Source organism: Pseudonocardia sp. C8 (assembly GCF_014267175.1).
In the GTDB taxonomy this organism is placed as follows: Bacteria; Actinomycetota; Actinomycetes; order Mycobacteriales; family Pseudonocardiaceae; genus Pseudonocardia.
In genome coordinates this window covers 3,988,063-4,007,378 of record NZ_JACMTR010000002.1, presented here as the reverse complement: position 1 = coordinate 4,007,378, position 19,316 = coordinate 3,988,063, and the positions used below count along the sequence as shown (strand labels likewise).

Sequence of the window (19,316 nt, the reverse complement as noted above, 5' to 3'; positions counted from 1 at the left end):
CGGACGGATCCGGACGACGCGCCGGACGAGGATGCGGCTGTGACATCCCCAACGGGTGCCGGGGCGGCTAGGCTCCGCGACGTAGGTACCGGCAATACACGAGGAGACATCCGGATGCCACAGGGAACCGTCAAGTGGTTCAACGCGGAGAAGGGGTACGGGTTCATCACGCCGGACGGAGGCGGGCAGGACCTGTTCGTCCACTTCAGCGCGATCCAGACCTCCGGATACCGCAGCCTCGACGAGGGGCAGACCGTGACCTTCGAGGTCACGCAGGGCCAGAAGGGGCCGCAGGCCGACCAGGTCGTGCCCTCCTGACCGTCTGATCGTCCGACCGACGCGGGAACGCCCGGGGTGCTCGCAGCACCCCGGGCGTTCCCGCGTCGGTGGCGGTCAGGCGTGCAGGCGGGCCTCCAGGCCCGCGACGACGAGCTCGACCCGGCGCAGGGTCCAGCTGCGGGGCGGGTCGTCGACCTGCTCGCGCAGCACGGTGCGGACCCGCGGGTCGAACGGCTGTGCCGCGGCGAGCACCTGGTCGCGACGGCGCAGGTCGCCGGCGGTCTCCCCGTCCGAGCTCAGCCACGGCTGCATGCCGAGGTGCATGGCCGTGCCCGCGCCCAGCACGGCGTCCTCCGCGCTGAAGCCGGCCTCGAGGAGCCGGTCGGTGAGCCGCCGGTACGCGGTCAGCAGCGCCTCGGGGGCGTCCGGCAGCCGGACCAGCGCGTGTGCGAGTCCGGGGTGGGCGGTCATCACGTCGAAGATCGCGGTGGCGAACGCCAGGAGCTCTTCCTGCCAGCGGCCCTCGGTGGCGGGGAAGACGTCGTCGGTCACGACGTCGTCCACCAGGGCGGCGACGAGCGCGTCGAGGCTGGGGAAGTGCCGGTAGAACGTCGAGTACTTGACGCCGACCCTGGCGGTCACGGCTCCGACGGTCAGATCGGAGAAGCCGAGCTCGCGCGCGGCCGCGAGCAACGTCGCCCGGTCGGTGAGCGGGGGGCGCCCGGTACGCCGCGTCGGTTTGCTCTCGGTGTCGGTCACGGGGCGCATGCTACTGCCCGTGCCCGGGTAGGGGGGAGGGTAGTTGCTGACGATCTGACGACTATCTGTGACCTGCGCCATCGCTGGTTCCGTGGGCGGTGGCCTGCGCGTCCGGACGGCCGGGCGAGCGTGTCGCGAAGTGGTCTTGTGATCACTGAGTGTTATCGTTCACGGTGCCGGAGACGATGCGGCCCAGCATGTTCAGGCTCGGCGAGCCGGGATCCCAGTAGGCGCCGTGCGCGGCGGCGAACGCCGACTCGTCGGTCGGCGTCGCCGGGTCGTCCGGCTGCGGTGCCGGGTGGCCGGGGGCGGAGGCGAACACCCGCCCGCCGAACGGCGGTGTGGCCGGGTCGGGCCCGTGCACGAGCCCGGTCGGCTCCCACCCGCGCGAGGTGCCGAACACCTCGCTGCCCGGGGCGCGGGAGATCGGGTCGTGGCGGGCGGTCGTGGCCCACACCCGATCCGCCGGGACGCCGAGCTCGCCGGCCCCGCGCACACCGGCGCCCGGGCTGCCGACGAACACGACGTCGTCCGCGGCGATCCCCGGGCCCGCGGCGCGGCCGGTGACGGTCGAGCCGTACGAGTGCCCGACGACCGTCAGGTGCACCGGGCCGTCGTGCCCGGCGCGCAGGCCGTCCTGGAAGCGCCGCAGGTCGGCGGCGGCCCGCCGGGCGTACCCGTCGTCGGCGGCGGCGAGCAGCCCGGTGGGGGCGTCGTAGCCGGTCCACAGCACGGCCGCGACCCCGGCACCGGGCGCGGCGGCCCGGGCGGCGTCCCGGGTGGCCTCGACCCGGCGCAGGTCCTCCGGGACCGAGCCCCACCCGGCGCCCGTCCCCGGAACGTGCGTGACGACGTGTGCCGCCCGCTCCGGATCACCGACGGCCAGCACCACGCGCCCTGCGCCGGCACCGGCGCCGACGTCGAGCAGCAGGGCGTCCCCGGCCGCCAGCCGCCGGTCGACCGCGTCGAGCCCGGCCAACGCGGCCGCCGTGCGGGCCGGATCGCCGTGACCGCGGGCGGCGAGCCCGCGCAGCCGGCCGCGCTCGGCGTCGAGCCGGAGCCGGTTGGCGCGGTCGCGGGCCGCGAGCGGCAGCCCGTCGGTGCCGCCGACGAGATCCGGGCGGGTGCGGGTCAGCCGCTCCCGCTCGTCCTCGGACATGCCCGCCCACCAGGAACGGGCCGCCCGGGGACCGTCCGGCACCGTGGGGACGACCGGCGCGCCGGTCCCCGGTTCCGGGACGGGCCGCAGGGTCCCGAGCGCGGCGGTGGCGACGGCGTCGGACCGGGCAGCCTCGGCGACCGCCGCCTGCACCGCGGCGCCGAGGCGGGCCGCGTGCACCGCGAGGAGCCCGGTGAGCGCCCCGAGCGCCGGCGCCGGCAGCAGCCGTCCCACCGCCCCGGCCGGGAACGCGAGCCCGATCCGGCCCGTGTCGAGGTCGAGGTCGAGCAGCGGCGGCACGGCGAGCGCGGCGACGACCACCCGGTGCTGGGCCGCGAGCACCTCCCCGGCGTGCCGGCCGAGCACCTCGGCCGCCTGCGCGGCCGTGCCGGCGTCGGCCCGCAGCCTGCGGCACAGCTCGTCGCGGGCGGCGCGGGCCCGGTCGGCGTCGGCGCCCTGCCAGCCGGCAGGTGGTGCCGTGCCGCCCGGTCGGTCGAGGTCGTCGGCACGGGCGCGCAGTGTCCGCGCCAGCGCGTCCCCGGCCGCGGCCCGGCGCAGCCAGGACCCGGGGTCGGCGGCGAGCAGCTCGGCGAGCGTGGGCACGGGGCGCTCAGCGGTCCACGGGTGACGCCGCCATCGAGGCCGCGGCGGCGTCGTCGGCGGTCCGCCATGCCGTGGCCGCGGCCCGCAGCCCGTCCCCGATCGCCACCGCCCGCCGCGCCCGGGCCCGGATCCCGGCGACCAGGTCGGCGTCGAGCGCCGCGGCCGCCGGGCCGGACGCGAACCCGGCGTCCGGTACCCCGGCCGGGACCGCCGCGGCGTCGGCACCGAGCGCGCCGGCGAGGTCCGCGAACCGGTCCGCCGCCCGGGCCAGTGCGTCCGGATCGACCCGGACCACCCCGGGCGGCCCGCTTCCGTACCGCTCGTCCACCGCTGTTCCTCCCATCGGTCCGGCGATCCCGGGTTTCCGGCGCCCCGCCGGGTCGCCGGCGCCGCACCGGCCTCGCCGGGGCAGCCCGGAGTGTGCGCCGGGCGACCCGCGGCCGTGGCGGATCGTCGGATCCGGATCACGAACGCGATCACGGCGCCGGATCGCGGCACCACACGGCGTACAGGGACGGTGCCCGTGAGACCATCCTCGCCGTCCGGGTCGGGGTGAGAGGAGCGTCGTGGTCGGCGTCCAGCGGGTGATGACGGTGTCCGCCCCTGCCGAGTCCGTGCTCGGCTACCTGGCCGACTTCGGGCACAGCGAGATCTGGGACCCCGGGACACGGTCCTGCACCAGGTCCGACGACGGTGGCCCGATCGAGGTCGGCTCCACCTGGCACAACGTCTCGGTGTTCCACGGCCGGGAGTCCGAGCTGACCTACACCCTCGTCGACCGCACCGGCTCGCGGTTGCTGTTCGTGGGGGAGAACAGCACGGTGACCGCGACCGACGACTTCGTCGTCGAGCCCCTCGAGGACGGCGGCAGCACCGTGACCTACCGGGCCGACCTGCGGTTCAAGGGCCTGCTGAAGCTCGCGGCGCCGTTACTGCGTCGCGAGTTCGAGCGGGTCGGCGACGAGGTCGAGCGCACCTTGCCGCCGGTGCTCGACCGGCTGCCCTAGGGTTCCCAGTACCCCATCCGGCGGCTGACCTCCCGGCCGGCGGCGACGACGTCCGGGGTGACCTCCTCGACCCGCTCGGCGGGCAGCCGGTAGGCGGGCCCGGACACCGACAGCGCCGCGATGACCGTGCCGCCGTGGTCGCGCACCGGGGCGGCGACGGCGTTGAGGCCGGTCTCGTACTCCTCGAGCGACCACGCGTACCCGCGCTCGGCGACCTTCGCGAGCTCGTCGGCGAGCGCCTTCCGCTCCCGCGGGCCGAGGTCGTCGGGCAGGGCGTCCGGGTCCTCGGCGACCGCGGCCGCGAGCAGGACCTTCCCGCTGGACGTGCTGCGCATCGGCGTGATCCGGCCGAGCCAGTTGTAGGTGGTGACCATCGCGGGCCCGCGGGCCTGGTCGACGTTCACGGCGAAACCCTGGTCCGGGATCGCGATGTTGACGGTCTCGCCGAGCCGTGCCGCCAGCTCCTCGCAGACCGGACGGCCCTGCGTGGTGACCTCCAGGCGCTCCGCGACCCGTCCGGCGAGCGGGATCAGCCCGAAACCGAGCCGGTACTTCCCGCGGTCGCCGATCTGCTCGACGAGGCCGTGCTCCTCCAGCGCACCGAGGAGGCGGAACGCCGTCGACTTGTGGACGTCGAGGGCCGTGGCGAGCTCGCTCACCCCCGCCTCACCGCGGCCGGCGATGAGTTCCAGAACGGTGATCGCGCGGTCGACCGACTGCACCCCCGATTCACGGGTTCGCACCGGGTTGCCCATAGCGCAACCATATCGTGCCGGCTTGCTCCTCCGGGTGGTGCGTCACCCGCTCGCACCCCGTGAGCATGATCATTTGGTGGGTGTGCTTGCGCTCGTCCGCGCGCGGGTGAACGCTTCCCCAGGTGCCGAGTCTCTACATCGACGGATCCTGGACCACCGGATCCGCGGGAACCGCGCCGGTGATCAACCCCTTCGACGCCTCGGTCGTCACCGAGGTCGACCAGGCGGGCCGAGACGACGTCGACCGGGCCGTCGCCGCGGCGCGCCGGGCCTTCGACTCGGGGCCGTGGCGGCAGACCTCCGCCGGCGAGCGGGGCGCGATCCTGGGCCGGATCGCCGACCTGCTCGTGCGGGACAAGGAGGAGATCGCCCGGACCGAGACCCTCGACACCGGCAAGACGATCGCCGAGGGCCGGCAGGACGTCGACGACGTCACCGCCGTCTTCCGCTACTACGCCGGGCTGGCCGGCAAGGACGCCGGACGCGTCGTCGACACCGGCAGCGACACCGTGGTGTCCCGGATCGTGCACGAGCCGGTCGGCGTCTGCGCGCTCATCACGCCGTGGAACTACCCGCTGCTGCAGCTGTCGTGGAAGGTCGCGCCCGCGGTCGCCGCCGGCAACACCATGGTGATCAAACCCAGCGAGGTCACCCCGCTGACGTCGATCAAGCTCGTCGAGCTGTGCGCGGAGGCCGGGATCCCGGCCGGCGTCGTCAACATCGTCCTCGGCGACGGGCCGTCGGTCGGCGCGCCGCTCACCGAGCACGGTGACGTCGACATGGTCTCGTTCACCGGCGGGCTCGGCACCGGCCGGGCGATCATCCGCGCGTCCGCGGAGACCGTGAAGCGCACGGCCGTCGAGCTCGGCGGCAAGAACCCCAACATCGTGTTCGCCGACACCGACTTCGAGCTCGCCGTCGACTACGCGATGCTCGCGGTGTTCCTGCACTCCGGGCAGGTCTGCTCGGCGGGCGCCCGGCTGATCATCGAGGACTCGGTCGCGGACGCCGTCGTCGACGAGATCGTCCGCCGCGCGCAGCTGATCCGGCTGGGCAACGGCCTGGACGACGGCGTCGAGGTCGGCCCGCTGGTCTCCGCCGCGCACCTGGCCAAGATCGAGGACTTCGTCGCCTCCGCCCGCGCCGAGGGCGCGAACATCCGCTGCGGCGGCGCCCGCCCGGACGACCCGGAGCTCGCGAAGGGCTTCTTCTACCTGCCGACCGTGATCACCGACCTCGCACCCGGCTCGCGCCTGATCACCGAGGAGACGTTCGGCCCGATCCTCACCGTCGAGCGGTTCACCACCGAGGACGAGGCGATCCGGCTCGGCAACGACACCGAGTACGGCCTGGCCGGCGCGGTGTTCACCCAGGACATGCGGCGCGCCAACCGGGTCGCGAACGCGCTGCGCCACGGCACCGTGTGGATCAACGACTTCCACCCGTACTTCCCGGGTGCGGAGTGGGGCGGCATGGGCCGCTCCGGCAACGGACGCGAGCTCGGGCCCACCGGGCTGGCGGAGTACCAGGAGATCAAGCACGTCTGGCACAACACCGCGCCCGAGCCGCAGCGCTGGTTCGCCGGGGGCACGGAGGGGGAGAAGGCATGACCGACCGTTTCGACTACCTCGTCGTGGGGGGAGGCTCGGCCGGGTGCGCGGTCGCGGCCCGGCTGTCCGAGGACCCGTCGATCCGGGTGCTGCTGCTGGAGGCCGGCCCGTCGGACGTCGACGATCCCAACATCCTCAGGCTCGCCGACTGGATGAACCTGCTCGACTCCGGCTACGACTGGGACTACCTGATCGAGCCGCAGGAGCGCGGCAACTCGCACATGCGGCACGCCAGGGCCAAGGTGCTCGGCGGCTGCTCCTCGCACAACTCCTGCATCGCGTTCTGGACGCCGCGCGAGGACCTGGACGAGTGGGCGTCGATGGGCCTGACCGGCTGGTCCGCCGACGAGTGCTGGCCGCTGATCGCGCGCCTGGAGACCAACGACGGGGAGTGGGAGGGCCACGGCCGCTCCGGCCCGGTCAACCTCATGCAGATCCCGCCGCGCGACCCGTGCGGCAACGCCGTGCTGGAGGCGGCGGCCGAGGTCGGACTGCCGACCGTCCGGTTCAACGAGGGCCGCACCGTCACCGACGGCGCGGGCTACTTCCAGATCAACTCGTTCCCGGACGGGACCCGGGCCTCGGCCTCGGTGTCCTACCTGCACCCGATCCTGGACTCCCGGCCGAACCTGGAGGTGTGGACCGGCTGCTGGGCCTCCCGGGTGCTGTTCGACGGCACCCGGGCGACGGGCGTCGAGTACCAGCGCGGGATCCTCCCGACCCGCGAGCAGGTCCACGCCGACCGCGAGGTGATCCTCTCGGCGGGCGCGATCGACACCCCGAAGCTGCTCATGCTCTCCGGCATCGGGCCGGCCGAGCACCTGCGCGAGTTCGGCATCGACGTCCGCTCCGACCTGCCCGGGGTCGGGTCCAACCTGGACGACCACGTCGAGGGCCTCGTCTTCTGGGACGCGGCGAGGCCGATGGTCACCGAGTCCACCCAGTGGTGGGAGATCGGGATCTTCCACCGCACGGAGGACGGCCTGGACCGGCCGGACCTGATGATGCACTACGGCTCGGTGCCGTTCGACATGAACACGGTGCGCTGGGGCTACCCCACGACCGACAACGGGTTCTGCCTGACGCCGAACGTCACCCGCGGCCGGTCCCGGGGCACCGTGCGGCTGCGGACCCGCGACTTCCGCGACCGGGCCCGCGTCGACCCGCGCTACTTCACCGACCCCGAGGGCCACGACATGCGGGTGATGACGGCCGGCATCCGGCTCGCCCGGAAGATCGCCGAGCAGCCGGTGCTCAAGGAGTGGATCGCCGCGGAGCTGGCCCCCGGCCCGGACGCCGTCACCGACGACGAGCTGGCCGACTACATCACCAAGACCCACAACACCGTGTACCACCCGGCGTGCACCGCGAAGATGGGGACCGACGACGACCCGATGGCCGTCCTCGACCCGCAGCTGCGGGTGCGGGGCGTGCAGAACCTCCGGGTCGCGGACGGGTCGGCGATGCCGTTCCTGCCGGCGATCAACCCGAACATCACCACGATGATGATCGGGGAGAAGTGCTCGGACCTGCTGAAGGAGGCGCAGCGCGCCTGAGTCCCCCGGACACACTCATGGAGCCTTGGTCCTGTGCCACGGGACTCAAGCTCCATGAGTGGCACGCGGGGCCGGGCGGTCGCGGGGCCGGGCGGTCGTGGGGCAGGGCGGGGTCAGTGCGGGGCGATCCCCAGTGCCGCCGGGAGCTCCCGGGCCGCCTCGACCAGGCTCGGGCCGTACCAGGTCAGCAGCCGCCCGCTGACCAGCGCGGACGGCGCGGCGAAGGCCTCGGGGCCGTCGTCGGCGGTGAAGGCGTACGGCTCGTCGGGCAGCACCACGAGGTCGTGCTCGGGCAGGTCGTCCGGGTCGATCCGGGGGTAGCGCTCCGGGGAGCCCGCCAGCACGTTGTCGACGCCGAGCCGGTCCAGGACGGCGCCGGTGAAGGTGTCCGAGCCGACCGCCATCCACGGCCTGCGCCAGATCGGCACGACCGCCCGCCGCCGCGGTGACGCGGGCGCGATCGCGTCCCACAGCCTGCGCGCCTCCCGCAACCACTCCGGTTCGGGCAGGCGGCACGCGGTGAGGAGGCGGCGCAGCGAGTCGAGACCGCCGTCGACGTCGCGGATGTCGGTCACGTACACGGCCAGGCCCGCCTCGCGCAGCGCGTCGAGGTCGGGCCGCCGGTTCTCCTCCTGGTTGGCGAGCACCAGGTCCGGGCCGAGCGCGACGACCCGCTCGACGTCCGGGTTCTTGGTGCCGCGCACGCGTTCGACGGACAGGCCGGGCGGGTGGGTGCACCAGTCGGTCACCCCGACGAGCAGGCCGGGGGCGGTCACCTCGACGGCCTCGGTCAGCGAGGGCACCAGCGAGACCACCCGCGCCACCCGGTCCGGGACCGGAACCTCGCGGCCCTCGTCGTCGATCATGCGTTCCACGGCGCCGACGGTAACCCGTGTGCCAGCAGCCGTGGGCCGTGCTCGGCGACGAACGCCCGCAGGTCACGGACCGGCGGTGTCGGGCGGTCGCCCGCGGCGTGCACCATGCCCAGGGTCCGCACGGTGCGCGGCGAGCGCACCGGCAGCTGCACGACACCCGGGGCGTCCGGGCCGAGCGGGAGCAGCGCGACCCCGAGCCCGGCACCGGCCAGCCCGCGCAGGGTCGCCGTCTCACCGCCCTCGAACGCCCGGTGCGGCCGGAACCCGGCCTGCGCGCACCACGCCTCGACGGTGCCGTGCAGCCCGTACCCGCGGGCGAAGAGCAGGAAGGGCTCGTCGGCGACCTCGGCGAGGTCCACCCCGGACCGCGTGGCCAGCCGGTGGCCGGCCGGGACCACGAGCCGCAGCTCCTCCTCGGCCAGCGCGGTCGCGGCGAGGCCCGGTTCGTCGGGCATCGGCGAGGTGAGCGCGAGGTCCACGGCCCCGTCCCGGACCCTGTCCAGAAGGTCCGCGTGCCGGCTCTGCACCAGCTCGATCCGGACCCGCGGGTGCGCCGCCCGGAACCCGCGCAGGATCCGTGGCACCACCTCGGGTCCCAGGGTGCCGAGGAAGCCGAACGCGACCCGCCCGGTCGCCGGGTCGGCGTCCCCTGCGAGCTCGGCGGCGGCGGTGGCCAGCTCGGCGAGCGCGGCCTCGGCTCGCGGCAGCAGCGTCCGGCCGGCCGCGGTGAGCCGCAGTCCGCGCCCGACCCGGTGGAACAGCGCGACACCCAGCTCGTCCTCGAGCCGCGCGACGGCCCGGGAGAGCGTGGGCTGCGGGACGCCGATCTGCTCGGCGGCCCGGGTGAGGTGCCCGGTCCGGGCGACGGCGACGAAGCGGTGCAGGGCGGGCGCCAGCGACTCATGCACTTGTGCACCTTATCTTGTCAACACATGCATTGGACGCATGTCCCTGGGGAGCCTACGGTCGTGTGCGATGACAACGAGCGAGCGTCCGGTTCCCGCCGCGCAGCCCGGGCACGAGCGCGGCACCCCGGGGTTCCGGCGGCTCGGCGCCGCGCTGTGGCTGTCGGGGATGGCCACGTTCGTTCTGGTCTACAGCGTGCAGGGGCTCCTGCCGCGGCTGTCGGCCGAGTTCGGCATCGGTTCGTCGGCGGCGAGCCTGGTGCTCTCCGCGACGACCGGGACCCTCGCCCTGGCGGTCCTCCCGCTGTCCGCGGTCACCGAGGCCTGGGGGCGCACCCGGGTGATGACGTGGGCGCTGGCCGCGTCCGCGGTGCTGGCGCTGCTCGCCCCGCTCGCGCCCAGCTTCGCCGCACTCGTCGTGATCCGCGGGCTGCAGGGGATCACGCTGGCCGCGCTCCCGGCGCTGTCGATGGCGCACCTTACACACGAGGTCGTGCCCCGGCACCTCGGTGGCGCGGTCGGGCTGCTGATCGCCGGCAACACCCTCGGCGGGCTGTCCGGGCGCCTGGTCGCGTCCTGGGTCGCCGAGCTCGGCGGCTGGCGGGCCGGGCTCGCCGCGGTCGGCGCCGTGTCCGTCGGGGCGACGGTCGCGTTCCGGCTGCTCCTACCGCCTCCGACCGCGCAGGCCCCGGCCCGGACCCGGCTGCGCGACCTCGGCGACCCGCTGCGCCGGCACCTGGCCGACCCGGGCCTGCTGTGCCTGTTCGGGATGGCGTTCCTGCTGATGGGCGCGTTCGTGACGGTGTACAACTATCTGGGGTTCCGGCTGCTCGCCCCGCCCTTCGGGCTGCCCGGGACGCTCGTCGGGCTGGTGTTCCTCGGCTACCTGGCCGGCAGCTGGGCCTCGACCCGGGCCGGACGGCTGGGGGACCGGTTCGGGCGCCGCCCCGTGCTGTGGGTGGCCACCCTGGTCGCACTGGGCGGGGTGTGGGTGACGGTGCCGGACGTGCTCGGGAGCGTCCTGGCCGGGCTGCTGCTGGTGACCGTGGGGTTCTTCGGGGCGCACTCGGTGGCCAGCAGCTGGGTCGGGCGCCGGTCGGCGTTGCTGCCCGGGGCGGTGCCGGCGCAGGCGTCGTCGCTGTACCTGGTCGGCTACTACGCCGGGTCGAGCGCCGGGGGAGCGGCCGGCGGGATCGCCTACGACCACGGTGGCTGGCCCGGTGTCGCCGGCTATGTCAGCGTGCTGCTCGCCGGGGCCCTCGCGCTGGCGCTCGTGCTGCGGCGCGTCCCGGCCCCGGCATGAGGCGGGTGTGACGGTGCCGCGTGGACGCCGAACACGCGTGGCGGGCCGTTCGTGTACACGGTGGACACGAGGTGGGGAGGTGCGTCGTGCCGGACGGTGGCGCGGACGGGCGGGCCGGCTCGGCCTGGGAGCGCCTGGCCCGGGCGGTGGTGGCACAGCACGGCGGCATCGTCGAACGGCCGCTCGACGGCGGCCGCACGCTCCCACTCGCCTGGGTGCGGGCGCGCGGCGGGGACCGGACCCCGATCGTCGCGATCCCCGGCGGGCCCGGACTCGCGTCGGTGCTGCCCTACCGGGGCCTGCGGACGGCCGCCGCGCGCCGCGGCCTCGACCTGATCATGGTCGAGCACCGCGGGATCGGGCTCTCCCGCCGCGACACCGCCGGCGCGGACCTGCGGGCCGGGGACGTGACCACGACCGCGGCCGCGGACGACCTGGCCGCGGTGCTGGACGCGAACGGCGTGCGGCGCGCCGTCGTGTACGGCACCTCCTACGGCTCCTACCTCGCCCAGGTGTTCGGGGCCCGGCATCCCGACCGGGTGGCCGCGATGGTGCTGGACTCACCGTGCCTGGACCGCGGCGACGTCGCGGAGGTCCGCGCGCACCTGCGTGCCCGCTACTGGGAGGGCCGGTCGGCCGACCCGGCGGTGCGGCGGTGCGCGGAGCACGTGCGCGCGCTCGCCGCCGCGGGTGCCGACCCGCGGGAGCTGACCGAGGTCGTCCAGCACGTCGCGGAGTTCGCCGGCCCGGTTCCCCTCGAGCGGTTGCTCGCCGCGCGCCGCCGCGGGGCCGGCGGCCGCGCCTGGAGCCGGATCGCCCGGATCGGCCGGGCCGAGGTCGCGGGAGCCGGCCGGCCGATGGTCTACGAACCGGACCTCGTTCGCCCGATCGGCCAGGTCGAGATGGGCTACGCGGCCGAGCCGGACGGCGGCGTCCTCGACCCGCAACGGATCTTCGCGCGGGCCCCGGCGGTCACCGGCGACCGGCGGGTCCCGCCGTACGACCTGGCCGTCGAGCTGCCGCGCTTCACCTGGCCGGTCGCCGTCGTCTCGGGGGAGCGGGACCTGCGCACCCCGCGCCCGGTCGCCGCACGGATCGCCGGCCTGGCCCCGGACGGCGTGCTGGTCGGGCTGGACGGGCTCGGCCACAGCGCCCTGGACACCCACCCGGTCGCCGCGCTGAACGTGGCGCACGTCGTGGAGGCCGGCGGACACGCCGCCCTGCCGGGTCTCGCGCCGCGGCTGACGGCCCTGCCACGGCGCGGGGCGTCCTGGCTGCTCGGGCCGCTGCTCGCGGCCGCCATCCGGGTCGACACCCTGCTCCCGGGCCCCAGGTGCCCCTCAACGGACGCGTCGGGGCCGGACGGGCCGCACCGCGCTGCTCCGGACGGCTCACGTCCACCGGACACGCCGGGCCCCGCTACGACGATCAGGTGACAACCCGTCCGGCTCGGAAGCATCGAGGCGCGGGTCGTCACCGTGACGGCGCAATGCCCCCTCGCCAATCCCGCGACCGGCCTCTGAGACGGTGGGCGAAGCCCCCAAACAGCACGCATCCCCGGGAGGACACCGATGAAGAAGGCCGGTCGCAAGCTGTCCAAGGCCGCCGAGTCGTTCGTCGAGGTCATCGGCATCTTCGGCGGCTGGAACCGCGGGCGCCGCCGCTCCAGGACGCGCCGCTGACCCCTCCGGTCCGGACGGGCGGTACCGCCGTCACATGTTGCGCCGGTACTGCCCGCCGACCTCGAAGAACGCGTTCGTGAGCTGGCCCAGCGAGCACACCCGGGCCGCACGCATCAGCTCGTCGAACACGTTGCCGTCCCCGGTCGCCACGTCCTGCAGCCGGCGCAGCGCCTGCTCCGCCTCGCTGCGGTGCCGGGACTGGAAGTCCTCCAGCCGGCGCAGCTGCGACTTCTTCTCCTCCTCGGTGGCCCGCGCCAGCTCGACCTCCTGCGGCTCCTCCTCGTCGCCACCCGGCTTGAGGAAGGTGTTGACGCCGATGATCGGCAGCTCGCCCGAGTGCTTGCGGTGCTCGTAGAGCATCGACTCGTCCTGGATCTTGCCGCGCTGGTAGCCGGTCTCCATCGCCCCCAGCACGCCGCCACGCTCGGCGATCGACTCGAACTCGCGCAGCACCGCCTCCTCGACGAGGTCGGTCAGCTCCTCGACGACGAACGAACCCTGCAGCGGGTTCTCGTTCATCGACAGGCCCCACTCCTTGTTGATGATCATCTGGATGGCCATCGCCCGCCGCACCGACTCCTGCGACGGCGTGGTGATCGCCTCGTCGTAGGCGTTGGTGTGCAGCGAGTTCGCGTTGTCGTAGAGCGCGCAGAGTGCCTGCAGCGTGGTGCGGATGTCGTTGAAGTTCATCTCCTGCGCGTGCAGGGAACGGCCCGAGGTCTGGACGTGGTACTTGAGCTTCTGGGAGCGCTCGTTCGCCCCGTAGCGGGCCCGCATCGCGACCGCCCAGATGCGCCGGGCGACCCGGCCGAGCACGGTGTACTCGGCGTCCATCCCGTTGGAGAAGAAGAACGACAGGTTCGGCGCGAAGTCGTCGACGTCCATCCCGCGCGCCAGGTAGCTCTCGACGAAGGTGAAGCCGTTCGCGAGCGTGAACGCCAGCTGCGAGATCGGGTTCGCCCCGGCCTCGGCGATGTGGTAGCCGGAGATCGAGACCGAGTAGAAGTTCCGCACCTGGTGGTCGATGAACCACTCCTGGATGTCGGCCATCATCCGCAGCGAGAACTCGGTGGAGAAGATGCAGGTGTTCTGGCCCTGGTCCTCCTTGAGGATGTCGGCCTGCACCGTGCCGCGCACGTTCGCCAGCGCGTAGGCGGTGAGCTCCTCGCGCTCGCCCGTGTCCGGTTCCCGGCCCTCCTCCTCGCGGAACCGGTCCACCTGCTGGTCGATCGCGGTGTTGAGGAAGTACGCCAGGATCGTCGGCGCCGGGCCGTTGATGGTCATCGACACCGACGTGGTCGGCGAGCACAGGTCGAAGCCGTCGTAGAGGGCCTTCATGTCGTCGAGCGTGGCGATCGAGACGCCCGACGTGCCGACCTTGCCGTAGATGTCGGGCCGGGTGTCCGGGTCGTGCCCGTAGAGGGTCACCGAGTCGAACGCCGTGGACAGCCGCTTGGCGTCGGAGTCCTGGGACAGGTACTTGAACCGGCGGTTGGTGCGGAACGCGTCGCCCTCGCCGGCGAACATGCGGGCCGGGTCCTCGCCCTCCCGCTTGAACGGGAACACGCCCGCGGTGAAGGGGAAGTAGCCGGGCAGGTTCTCCTTGCGCAGGAAGCGCAGCAGCTGTGCGTCGTCGTCGAACCGGGGCAGCGACACCCGGCGGACCTTGTTGCCGGACAGGGTCTCGCGGGTCAGCTGGGTGTGGAACTCCTTGCCCCGCACGGTGTAGACGTACTCGTCGCCGGAGTAGTCCTCGACCCGGCCCGGCCACTGCGCCAGCAGCTCGGCCGACTCGGCCGGGACCTGCCGCTCCGCGTCGGCGAGCGCGGTCTCCACGTCGGTGCCGCCGACGAGCTCGCGGGCGGTCCGCAGGTGCTGCGCGGTCCGCGCGGCCTGCGCGTGCTGCTCGGTGTCGGCGTGGTAGCCGCGGACGGTCTCGGCGATCTCGGCCAGGTAGCGCACCCGCTCCGGCGGGATGACGGCGGCGTAGTCCGACGACGTCTTGGTCTCCACCCGCGGCAGCCTTCCCTCGGCCACGGCGAGGCCGTCCTCGGCGAGCATGTCCCGCAGGTGCTGGTACAGCGCGGTGACGCCGTCGTCGTTGAAGGTGGCCGCGGACGTGCCGTAGACCGGCATGTCCTCCCAGCTCGCGCCGAACTCCTCGCGGTTGCGCACCAGCTGGCGGCCGACGTCGCGGCGGGCGTCCTCGGCGCCGCGGCGCTCGAACTTGTTGATGGCGACGACGTCGGCGAAGTCCAGCATGTCGATCTTCTCGAGCTGGGACGCGGCACCGAACTCGGGCGTCATCACGTACAGCGAGTGGTCGACGAACGGCACGATGCCGGCGTCGCCCTGGCCGATGCCGGGCGTCTCGACGAGCACCAGGTCGAACCCGGCCGCCTTGAGCACCGAGATCGCGTCGCCGAGCCGTTCGGGCAGCGAACCGCCGTCGCTGCCGCGGGTTGCCATCGAGCGGAAGAACACCCGGTCACCGGAGAGCGCGTTCATCCGGATCCGGTCGCCGAGCAGCGCGCCGCCGCCGCGGCGGCGGGTCGGGTCGACGGCCAGTACGGCGATCCGCAGCTTGTCCTCCTGGTCGAGCCGGAAGCGGCGCACCAGCTCGTCGGTCAGCGAGGACTTGCCGGAGCCGCCGGTGCCGGTGATGCCGAGCACCGGGACCTGCCGTTCCGAGCCGGAGATCCGCTCCCGCACCTCGGCCGGGAGGCGCCCGGACTCGGCCAGGGTCAGCGTGCGGGCGAGCGTGGCCGGCTCACCGGTGAACAGCCCGTCGGTGAACGCGGAGCTTGCGTAGCCCTCGATCGACGCCGACGGCGGCGGCACCTCCGCGAGGTCGGTGTCGCACTCGCGGATCATCAGGTTGATCATTCCGGGGAGGCCGAGCCGCTGGCCGTCCTCGGGGGAGAAGATGCGGGAGACGCCGCGCGCGTGCAGCAGCTCGATCTCCTCGGGGACGATCACGCCGCCGCCCCCGCCGTAGACCTTCACGTGGCCTGCGCCGCGCTCGCGCAGCAGCTCGACCAGGTAGGAGAAGTACTCGACGTGGCCGCCCTGGTAGGAGGAGATCGCGACACCCTGGACGTCCTCCTGGATGGCCGCGGTCACCACCTCGTCCACCGAGCGGTTGTGCCCCAGGTGGATCACTTCGGCACCCTGGCGCTGCAGGATCCGCCGCATGATGTTGATCGCCGCGTCGTGCCCGTCGAACAGGCTCGCTGCGGTCACGAACCGGACCGGGTGGGTGGGGACGTGCAGCTCGGTGCCCGTTCCGCTGGTACCGCTGTCGGCCATGACCCGCTCCTCCCGCCGGGCGTGACGGCGTTGTCCCGGCGTGATTTAGTTTGACATCCTAGTATTGGACGTACAAGAAATCTGACGCGCATCACAGTGCGGCGCGGAACCGCCCTGTGCGGCGTCGCGCCGGGCCTATGCGGCGTCGCGCCGGGCGGACATCCCGGCGACCTCGCGGGGCCGTTCCGCAGCGGTCCGCGGGGCCTCGGTGCCGCTCCCGGCGCGGCGGGCGTGCCGGCCGGTGGGCCAGGCCTCCCGGGCGCGACCGCCCGTCGCGGCGCCGGCGAGACCGGACGCGCGGGCCTCCGCCAGCTTCCACGCCCGCCAGAACTTCCCGATGGCATCGCCGATCAACCCGACCGCGACCAGCGCGATCCCCGACACGGCCACGACCGGCACCGTGCGGTCGGGAAACGCCGCGACCAGGACGAACGCCACCAGCGGCCAGTACAGCAACGCACGACCGGCTCCCCGTCGCGTCCAGTCGCGGTGAGGCGGCATGATCTATACCTACCCGACCGGCAAGATCGTCATGCGCGACTCGCCGGACTCGGAAGCCCGAATTCGCGAAACGGAAGGCGGAGTTCATGTCCGCGTCACCGGACCGCCGCGCGGTCGACCCGTACGCGGGCGCCCTGATCTCGGAGACCGACCGGCTCGCCGCGCTGATCGAACCGGCCGACCCGGAGACCGCGGTGCCGACCTGTCCGGGCTGGTCGCTGCGGCAACTGCAGCGCCACGTCGGCCGCGGGCACCTCTGGGCCGCCCAGATGGTCGCGTCCGGGGCGACCGAGATGCTGGACCCGCGCGAGGTCGCCGGCGGGAAGCCCCCGGCCGGTGGCCCCGACGTGGCGGCGCAGTGGCTGCGGGACGGCGCCACCGCGCTGCTCGACGCGGTCGCGGCCGCCGGCCCGGACGCCCCGGTGTGGACGTTCACCGGGCCGAAGCCGTCCGCGTGGTGGGTACGGCGCCGCCTGCACGAGGCGGCCGTGCACCGGGCGGACGTGGCCATCGCGCTCGGCGTCCCGTTCGAGATCGCCCCGGAGCTGGCGGCCGACGGCGTCTCCGAGTGGCTGGGCCTGCTGGCGGCCCGCCCGGCCGGGGACGAGCCCCCGCTGGCCGAGGGCGCCACGCTGCACCTGCACGCGACCGACGACGTGCTCGGCGTGGCCGGCGAGTGGATGATCCGGTCCGACGGCGGCCGGGTCGTGTGGGAGCACGGGCACGGCAAGGGCGACGCCGCCGTCCGCGGCTCCGCGGCCGACCTGCTGCAGGGAGTCCTGCGCCGGATCGACGCCGACGACGACCGGCTGCAGGTCCTCGGTGATCCGGAGGTCTGGCGTACCTGGCTGTCCCGCACCGGGTTCTGACGCAGAGCCGCCGGGACTCATCGCTCGGGCGCGACCGCCGCCGGCGGCGCCGGCACCGCCTGGGCTCCCGGGGTCAGCTCGACCTCGGCCGCGGTGTCCAGGGTGGACGCCGTTCGCGGGCGTTCGAACCGGACGGTCGCCCGCCGGCCGTCCAGCTCCAGCGTCGCGATCATGTTGCCGAACAGCGGCCCCGCGGTGCGCTGCCAGCTGACGCCCGCCCGGTCGGTGCCGTGGTCGCGGGCCCACCGGTTGCTGGCCCGGGCGATCCAGCGTGACCAGGTGACCCGGAACAGCACCTTCATGAACCCCGGCACGACGTTGTGCACCGGCGAGCACGTCAGCTGGTGCACCCGGGTGCCGCCGGGCCCGTCACCGGAGCGCCGGTCGTGGACGTCGGCGACCGCGGCGTACGAGTGGTGGACGTCGCCGGACAGCACCGACACGGTCGCCGGCGCCGGGTCCCCGTCGCGCGGACGGCACGCCGCCCGGACCACGTCGGCCAGCCGCGCGAACGAGTGCCCGAACGCCGGCCAGTGCTCCAGGTCGGCCTCCTGGCGGAGGAACTCCGCCCACCGGCCGCGCCGGCCGTGCCGGTAGCCGGCCTTCTCCACCGCGGCCTGGACGTCCGAGACGACCTGGGGCAGCAGCCACGGCACCGATGTCCCCAGTACCAGGTGGTCGAGCGCGCCCGGTGCCAGCGCCCGCCGGGAGATCCAGTCGAACTCGGCGTCGGACACGATCTTGCGCGGCTCCGACTCGACGATCCGGCCGTTGCGGGAGTCGATCACGACCAGCCGGCTGTGCCCGAGTTCCCAGCAGAACGTGAACCGCACGCCCTTGTGCCGGTGCGGCCCGTCGCCCGTCTCGGCGTCCCACCGGTCGGCCCGCTCGGCGAGCAGCGACCAGGTGTCACCGTCGTGGTCCCGGACGGCCCGCCAGTCCGGGTCCGCCGCGAGCTCGGCCGGGGAGAGGTTGCCCAGGTGCTGGTACACCCAGTACGACACGAGTCCACCCCGGACCCGGTCGCGCCACCACGGCTCCCGCGCGATCCGCTCCCGCCAGGCGCCGGAGGTGTTCCAGTCGTCCCGCACGTCGTGGTCGTCGAAGATCATCGCGGTGGGGACGGTCGACATCATCCACCGCACCTCGGGGTCGGACCAGCTGTCCCGGTACAGCCCGGAGTACTCGGTGAACCCGACGATCTCGTCGTCCGGCCAGTCGGGGTGCCGCCCACCCCGCCGGGCGATCCGGCGCCGGGTGTAGGGGGTGAGCTCGTCGGCGTAGACCTGGTCGCCGAGCAGCAGCAGCACGGTCGGCCACTCCTCGGGCGGCTGCGCGACCATCCGGGTCGCGTACGAGTCGAGGGCGTCGAGCCCGTAACGCCGCGCCCGGCGCGGGTCGGCCAGCTTCACGTACCGGCACGACCCGAAGACGATCCGCTGGTGCCGCTCGGTGGACGGCCCGCGGGTCGCGATCACGCTCGGCGGGAACGGCGAGCCGGGCCGGGGCCAGACCCGCTCGCCGTCCAGGTGCACCTCGTACGGGTACCGGGTGTCCGGTTCCAGCCCGGTGACGACGACGATCGCGTAGTGCAGCCCGGCCACCTCGAACGTGTCCGCGGCGCAGCCGAGCACCTCAACCCGGCAGGCCTGCTCGGTCTGGACCCACACCAGTGCCGAGCGGTCGTCGACGTGCCGCAGCACCGGTCCGAGCTGAAGGCCCACCCGTTCGAGCGTAGTCGCCCCACCCGGGGTGGACGTGGACCGTCGGGCACCCCTCGGTGAGCCGGTGCCACCGGACGGGCGTCTCCGGGACGGCCACGCCACGGTGTGCGGTGCTGGTGTCGGGAGACGGTGTCCCATGGTGGGGGACGAGGGCCGGGCGCGGACCTCTCGCGCGTGCTGCACTTCTACCTGCTGCGCCTCCGCGACCGGTGCGGCACGGACCCACGGGGTGCGACAGCATCCCACGGGCGCGGCACCGCCCGAGGGAGCCACGGGTCGGCCCCGCGGGGATGGGCGATCTGCACCCTTCCGCCCGCTCGACGGCGAGAACGCGCTGATCGACACTGCCCGCCCCCGTACGGCGCCCGTCGATCAGCACGTTCCGGCCTCTGCAGGGCGAGGAACGTGCTGATCGACGGT

16 protein-coding genes are annotated in these 19,316 nt (G+C 74.2%); 7 read left to right on the top strand and 9 right to left on the bottom strand.

All coding sequences use genetic code 11. The features are described 5' to 3' along the window. Positions 1-114: 114 nt before the first annotated feature. On the top strand, positions 115-318 hold the full coding sequence (locus H7X46_RS19045) for a cold-shock protein (RefSeq protein WP_186360692.1): 204 nt from the start codon (positions 115-117) through the stop codon (positions 316-318). 75 nt (positions 319-393) lie between these two features. Here H7X46_RS19045 and H7X46_RS19040 read toward each other — a convergent pair whose 3' ends face one another. The 3 genes from H7X46_RS19040 to H7X46_RS19030 all read right to left on the bottom strand — a co-directional run bounded on the left by H7X46_RS19040 (position 394) and on the right by H7X46_RS19030 (position 3,128). Beyond that, positions 394-1,038 (bottom strand): TetR/AcrR family transcriptional regulator, encoded by a 645-nt coding sequence (locus tag H7X46_RS19040; RefSeq protein WP_186360691.1) that lies wholly within the window; start codon positions 1,036-1,038, stop codon positions 394-396. Between the two features lie 151 nt (positions 1,039-1,189). Continuing rightward, complete coding sequence (locus H7X46_RS30800) at positions 1,190-2,800, bottom strand: alpha/beta hydrolase (protein ID WP_186360690.1); 1,611 nt, start codon at positions 2,798-2,800, stop codon at positions 1,190-1,192. 7 nt (positions 2,801-2,807) lie between these two features. Then, positions 2,808-3,128 (bottom strand): hypothetical protein, encoded by a 321-nt coding sequence (locus tag H7X46_RS19030; protein ID WP_186360689.1) that lies wholly within the window; start codon positions 3,126-3,128, stop codon positions 2,808-2,810. A gap of 238 nt (positions 3,129-3,366) precedes the next feature. Here H7X46_RS19030 and H7X46_RS19025 point away from each other — a divergent pair, with 238 nt between their 5' ends. Then, the gene (locus H7X46_RS19025) at positions 3,367-3,807 is read left to right on the top strand and encodes an SRPBCC family protein (RefSeq protein ID WP_186360688.1); all 441 of its coding nucleotides are present in this window, start codon (positions 3,367-3,369) and stop codon (positions 3,805-3,807) included. Here H7X46_RS19025 and H7X46_RS19020 read toward each other — a convergent pair. Then, a complete protein-coding gene (locus tag H7X46_RS19020; protein WP_186360687.1) occupies positions 3,804-4,562 on the bottom strand; it encodes an IclR family transcriptional regulator in 759 nt (252 codons plus the stop codon). The two genes, H7X46_RS19025 and H7X46_RS19020, sit on opposite strands and share 4 nt — an antisense overlap. 122 nt (positions 4,563-4,684) lie before the next feature. Between H7X46_RS19020 and H7X46_RS19015 the strand changes: the two genes are divergently transcribed. Next, positions 4,685-6,172, top strand: a complete 1,488-nt coding sequence (locus tag H7X46_RS19015) for an aldehyde dehydrogenase family protein (protein ID WP_186360686.1) — start codon at positions 4,685-4,687, stop codon at positions 6,170-6,172. Continuing rightward, positions 6,169-7,728 carry a GMC family oxidoreductase gene (locus H7X46_RS19010; protein ID WP_186360685.1) on the top strand — a complete coding sequence of 520 codons (1,560 nt, stop codon included), beginning with the start codon at positions 6,169-6,171 and terminating at the stop codon, positions 7,726-7,728. The genes H7X46_RS19015 and H7X46_RS19010 overlap by 4 nt, the downstream gene beginning before the upstream one ends. Positions 7,729-7,841: 113 nt before the next feature. On the opposite strand, the gene H7X46_RS19005 is transcribed toward H7X46_RS19010, so the two are convergent. Beyond that, entirely contained in the window at positions 7,842-8,594 is a 753-nt protein-coding gene (locus H7X46_RS19005) for a helical backbone metal receptor (RefSeq protein ID WP_186362765.1), read from the bottom strand. Beyond that, positions 8,591-9,511 carry a LysR family transcriptional regulator gene (locus H7X46_RS19000; protein WP_186360684.1) on the bottom strand — a complete coding sequence of 307 codons (921 nt, stop codon included), beginning with the start codon at positions 9,509-9,511 and terminating at the stop codon, positions 8,591-8,593. The genes H7X46_RS19005 and H7X46_RS19000 overlap by 4 nt, the downstream gene beginning before the upstream one ends. A 67-nt stretch (positions 9,512-9,578) precedes the next feature. Here H7X46_RS19000 and H7X46_RS18995 point away from each other — a divergent pair, with 67 nt between their 5' ends. Both H7X46_RS18995 and H7X46_RS18990 read left to right on the top strand, forming a co-directional pair. Continuing rightward, positions 9,579-10,811, top strand: coding sequence for an MFS transporter (locus H7X46_RS18995; RefSeq protein WP_186360683.1), 1,233 nt, complete (start codon positions 9,579-9,581; stop codon positions 10,809-10,811). An 86-nt stretch (positions 10,812-10,897) separates the two neighbouring features. Then, positions 10,898-12,247 carry an alpha/beta fold hydrolase gene (locus H7X46_RS18990; protein WP_370588853.1) on the top strand — a complete coding sequence of 450 codons (1,350 nt, stop codon included), beginning with the start codon at positions 10,898-10,900 and terminating at the stop codon, positions 12,245-12,247. Between the two features lie 276 nt (positions 12,248-12,523). Here H7X46_RS18990 and icmF read toward each other — a convergent pair whose 3' ends face one another. Together icmF and H7X46_RS18980 are read right to left on the bottom strand one after the other, a co-directional pair. Beyond that, on the bottom strand, positions 12,524-15,802 hold the full coding sequence (gene icmF / locus H7X46_RS18985; RefSeq protein ID WP_186360682.1) for a fused isobutyryl-CoA mutase/GTPase IcmF: 3,279 nt from the start codon (positions 15,800-15,802) through the stop codon (positions 12,524-12,526). Positions 15,803-15,937: 135 nt separating this feature from the next. Continuing rightward, on the bottom strand, positions 15,938-16,258 hold the full coding sequence (locus H7X46_RS18980) for a hypothetical protein (protein ID WP_186360681.1): 321 nt from the start codon (positions 16,256-16,258) through the stop codon (positions 15,938-15,940). A gap of 131 nt (positions 16,259-16,389) precedes the next feature. Between H7X46_RS18980 and H7X46_RS18975 the strand changes: the two genes are divergently transcribed. Then, entirely contained in the window at positions 16,390-17,172 is a 783-nt protein-coding gene (locus tag H7X46_RS18975) for a maleylpyruvate isomerase family mycothiol-dependent enzyme (RefSeq protein ID WP_186360680.1), read from the top strand. A gap of 17 nt (positions 17,173-17,189) precedes the next feature. Here the strand turns inward: H7X46_RS18975 and H7X46_RS18970 are convergent, their stop codons facing one another. Then, positions 17,190-18,896: an alkaline phosphatase D family protein gene (locus H7X46_RS18970; RefSeq protein ID WP_186360679.1), complete on the bottom strand. Its 1,707-nt coding sequence runs from the start codon at positions 18,894-18,896 to the stop codon at positions 17,190-17,192. Positions 18,897-19,316: the final 420 nt, after the last annotated feature.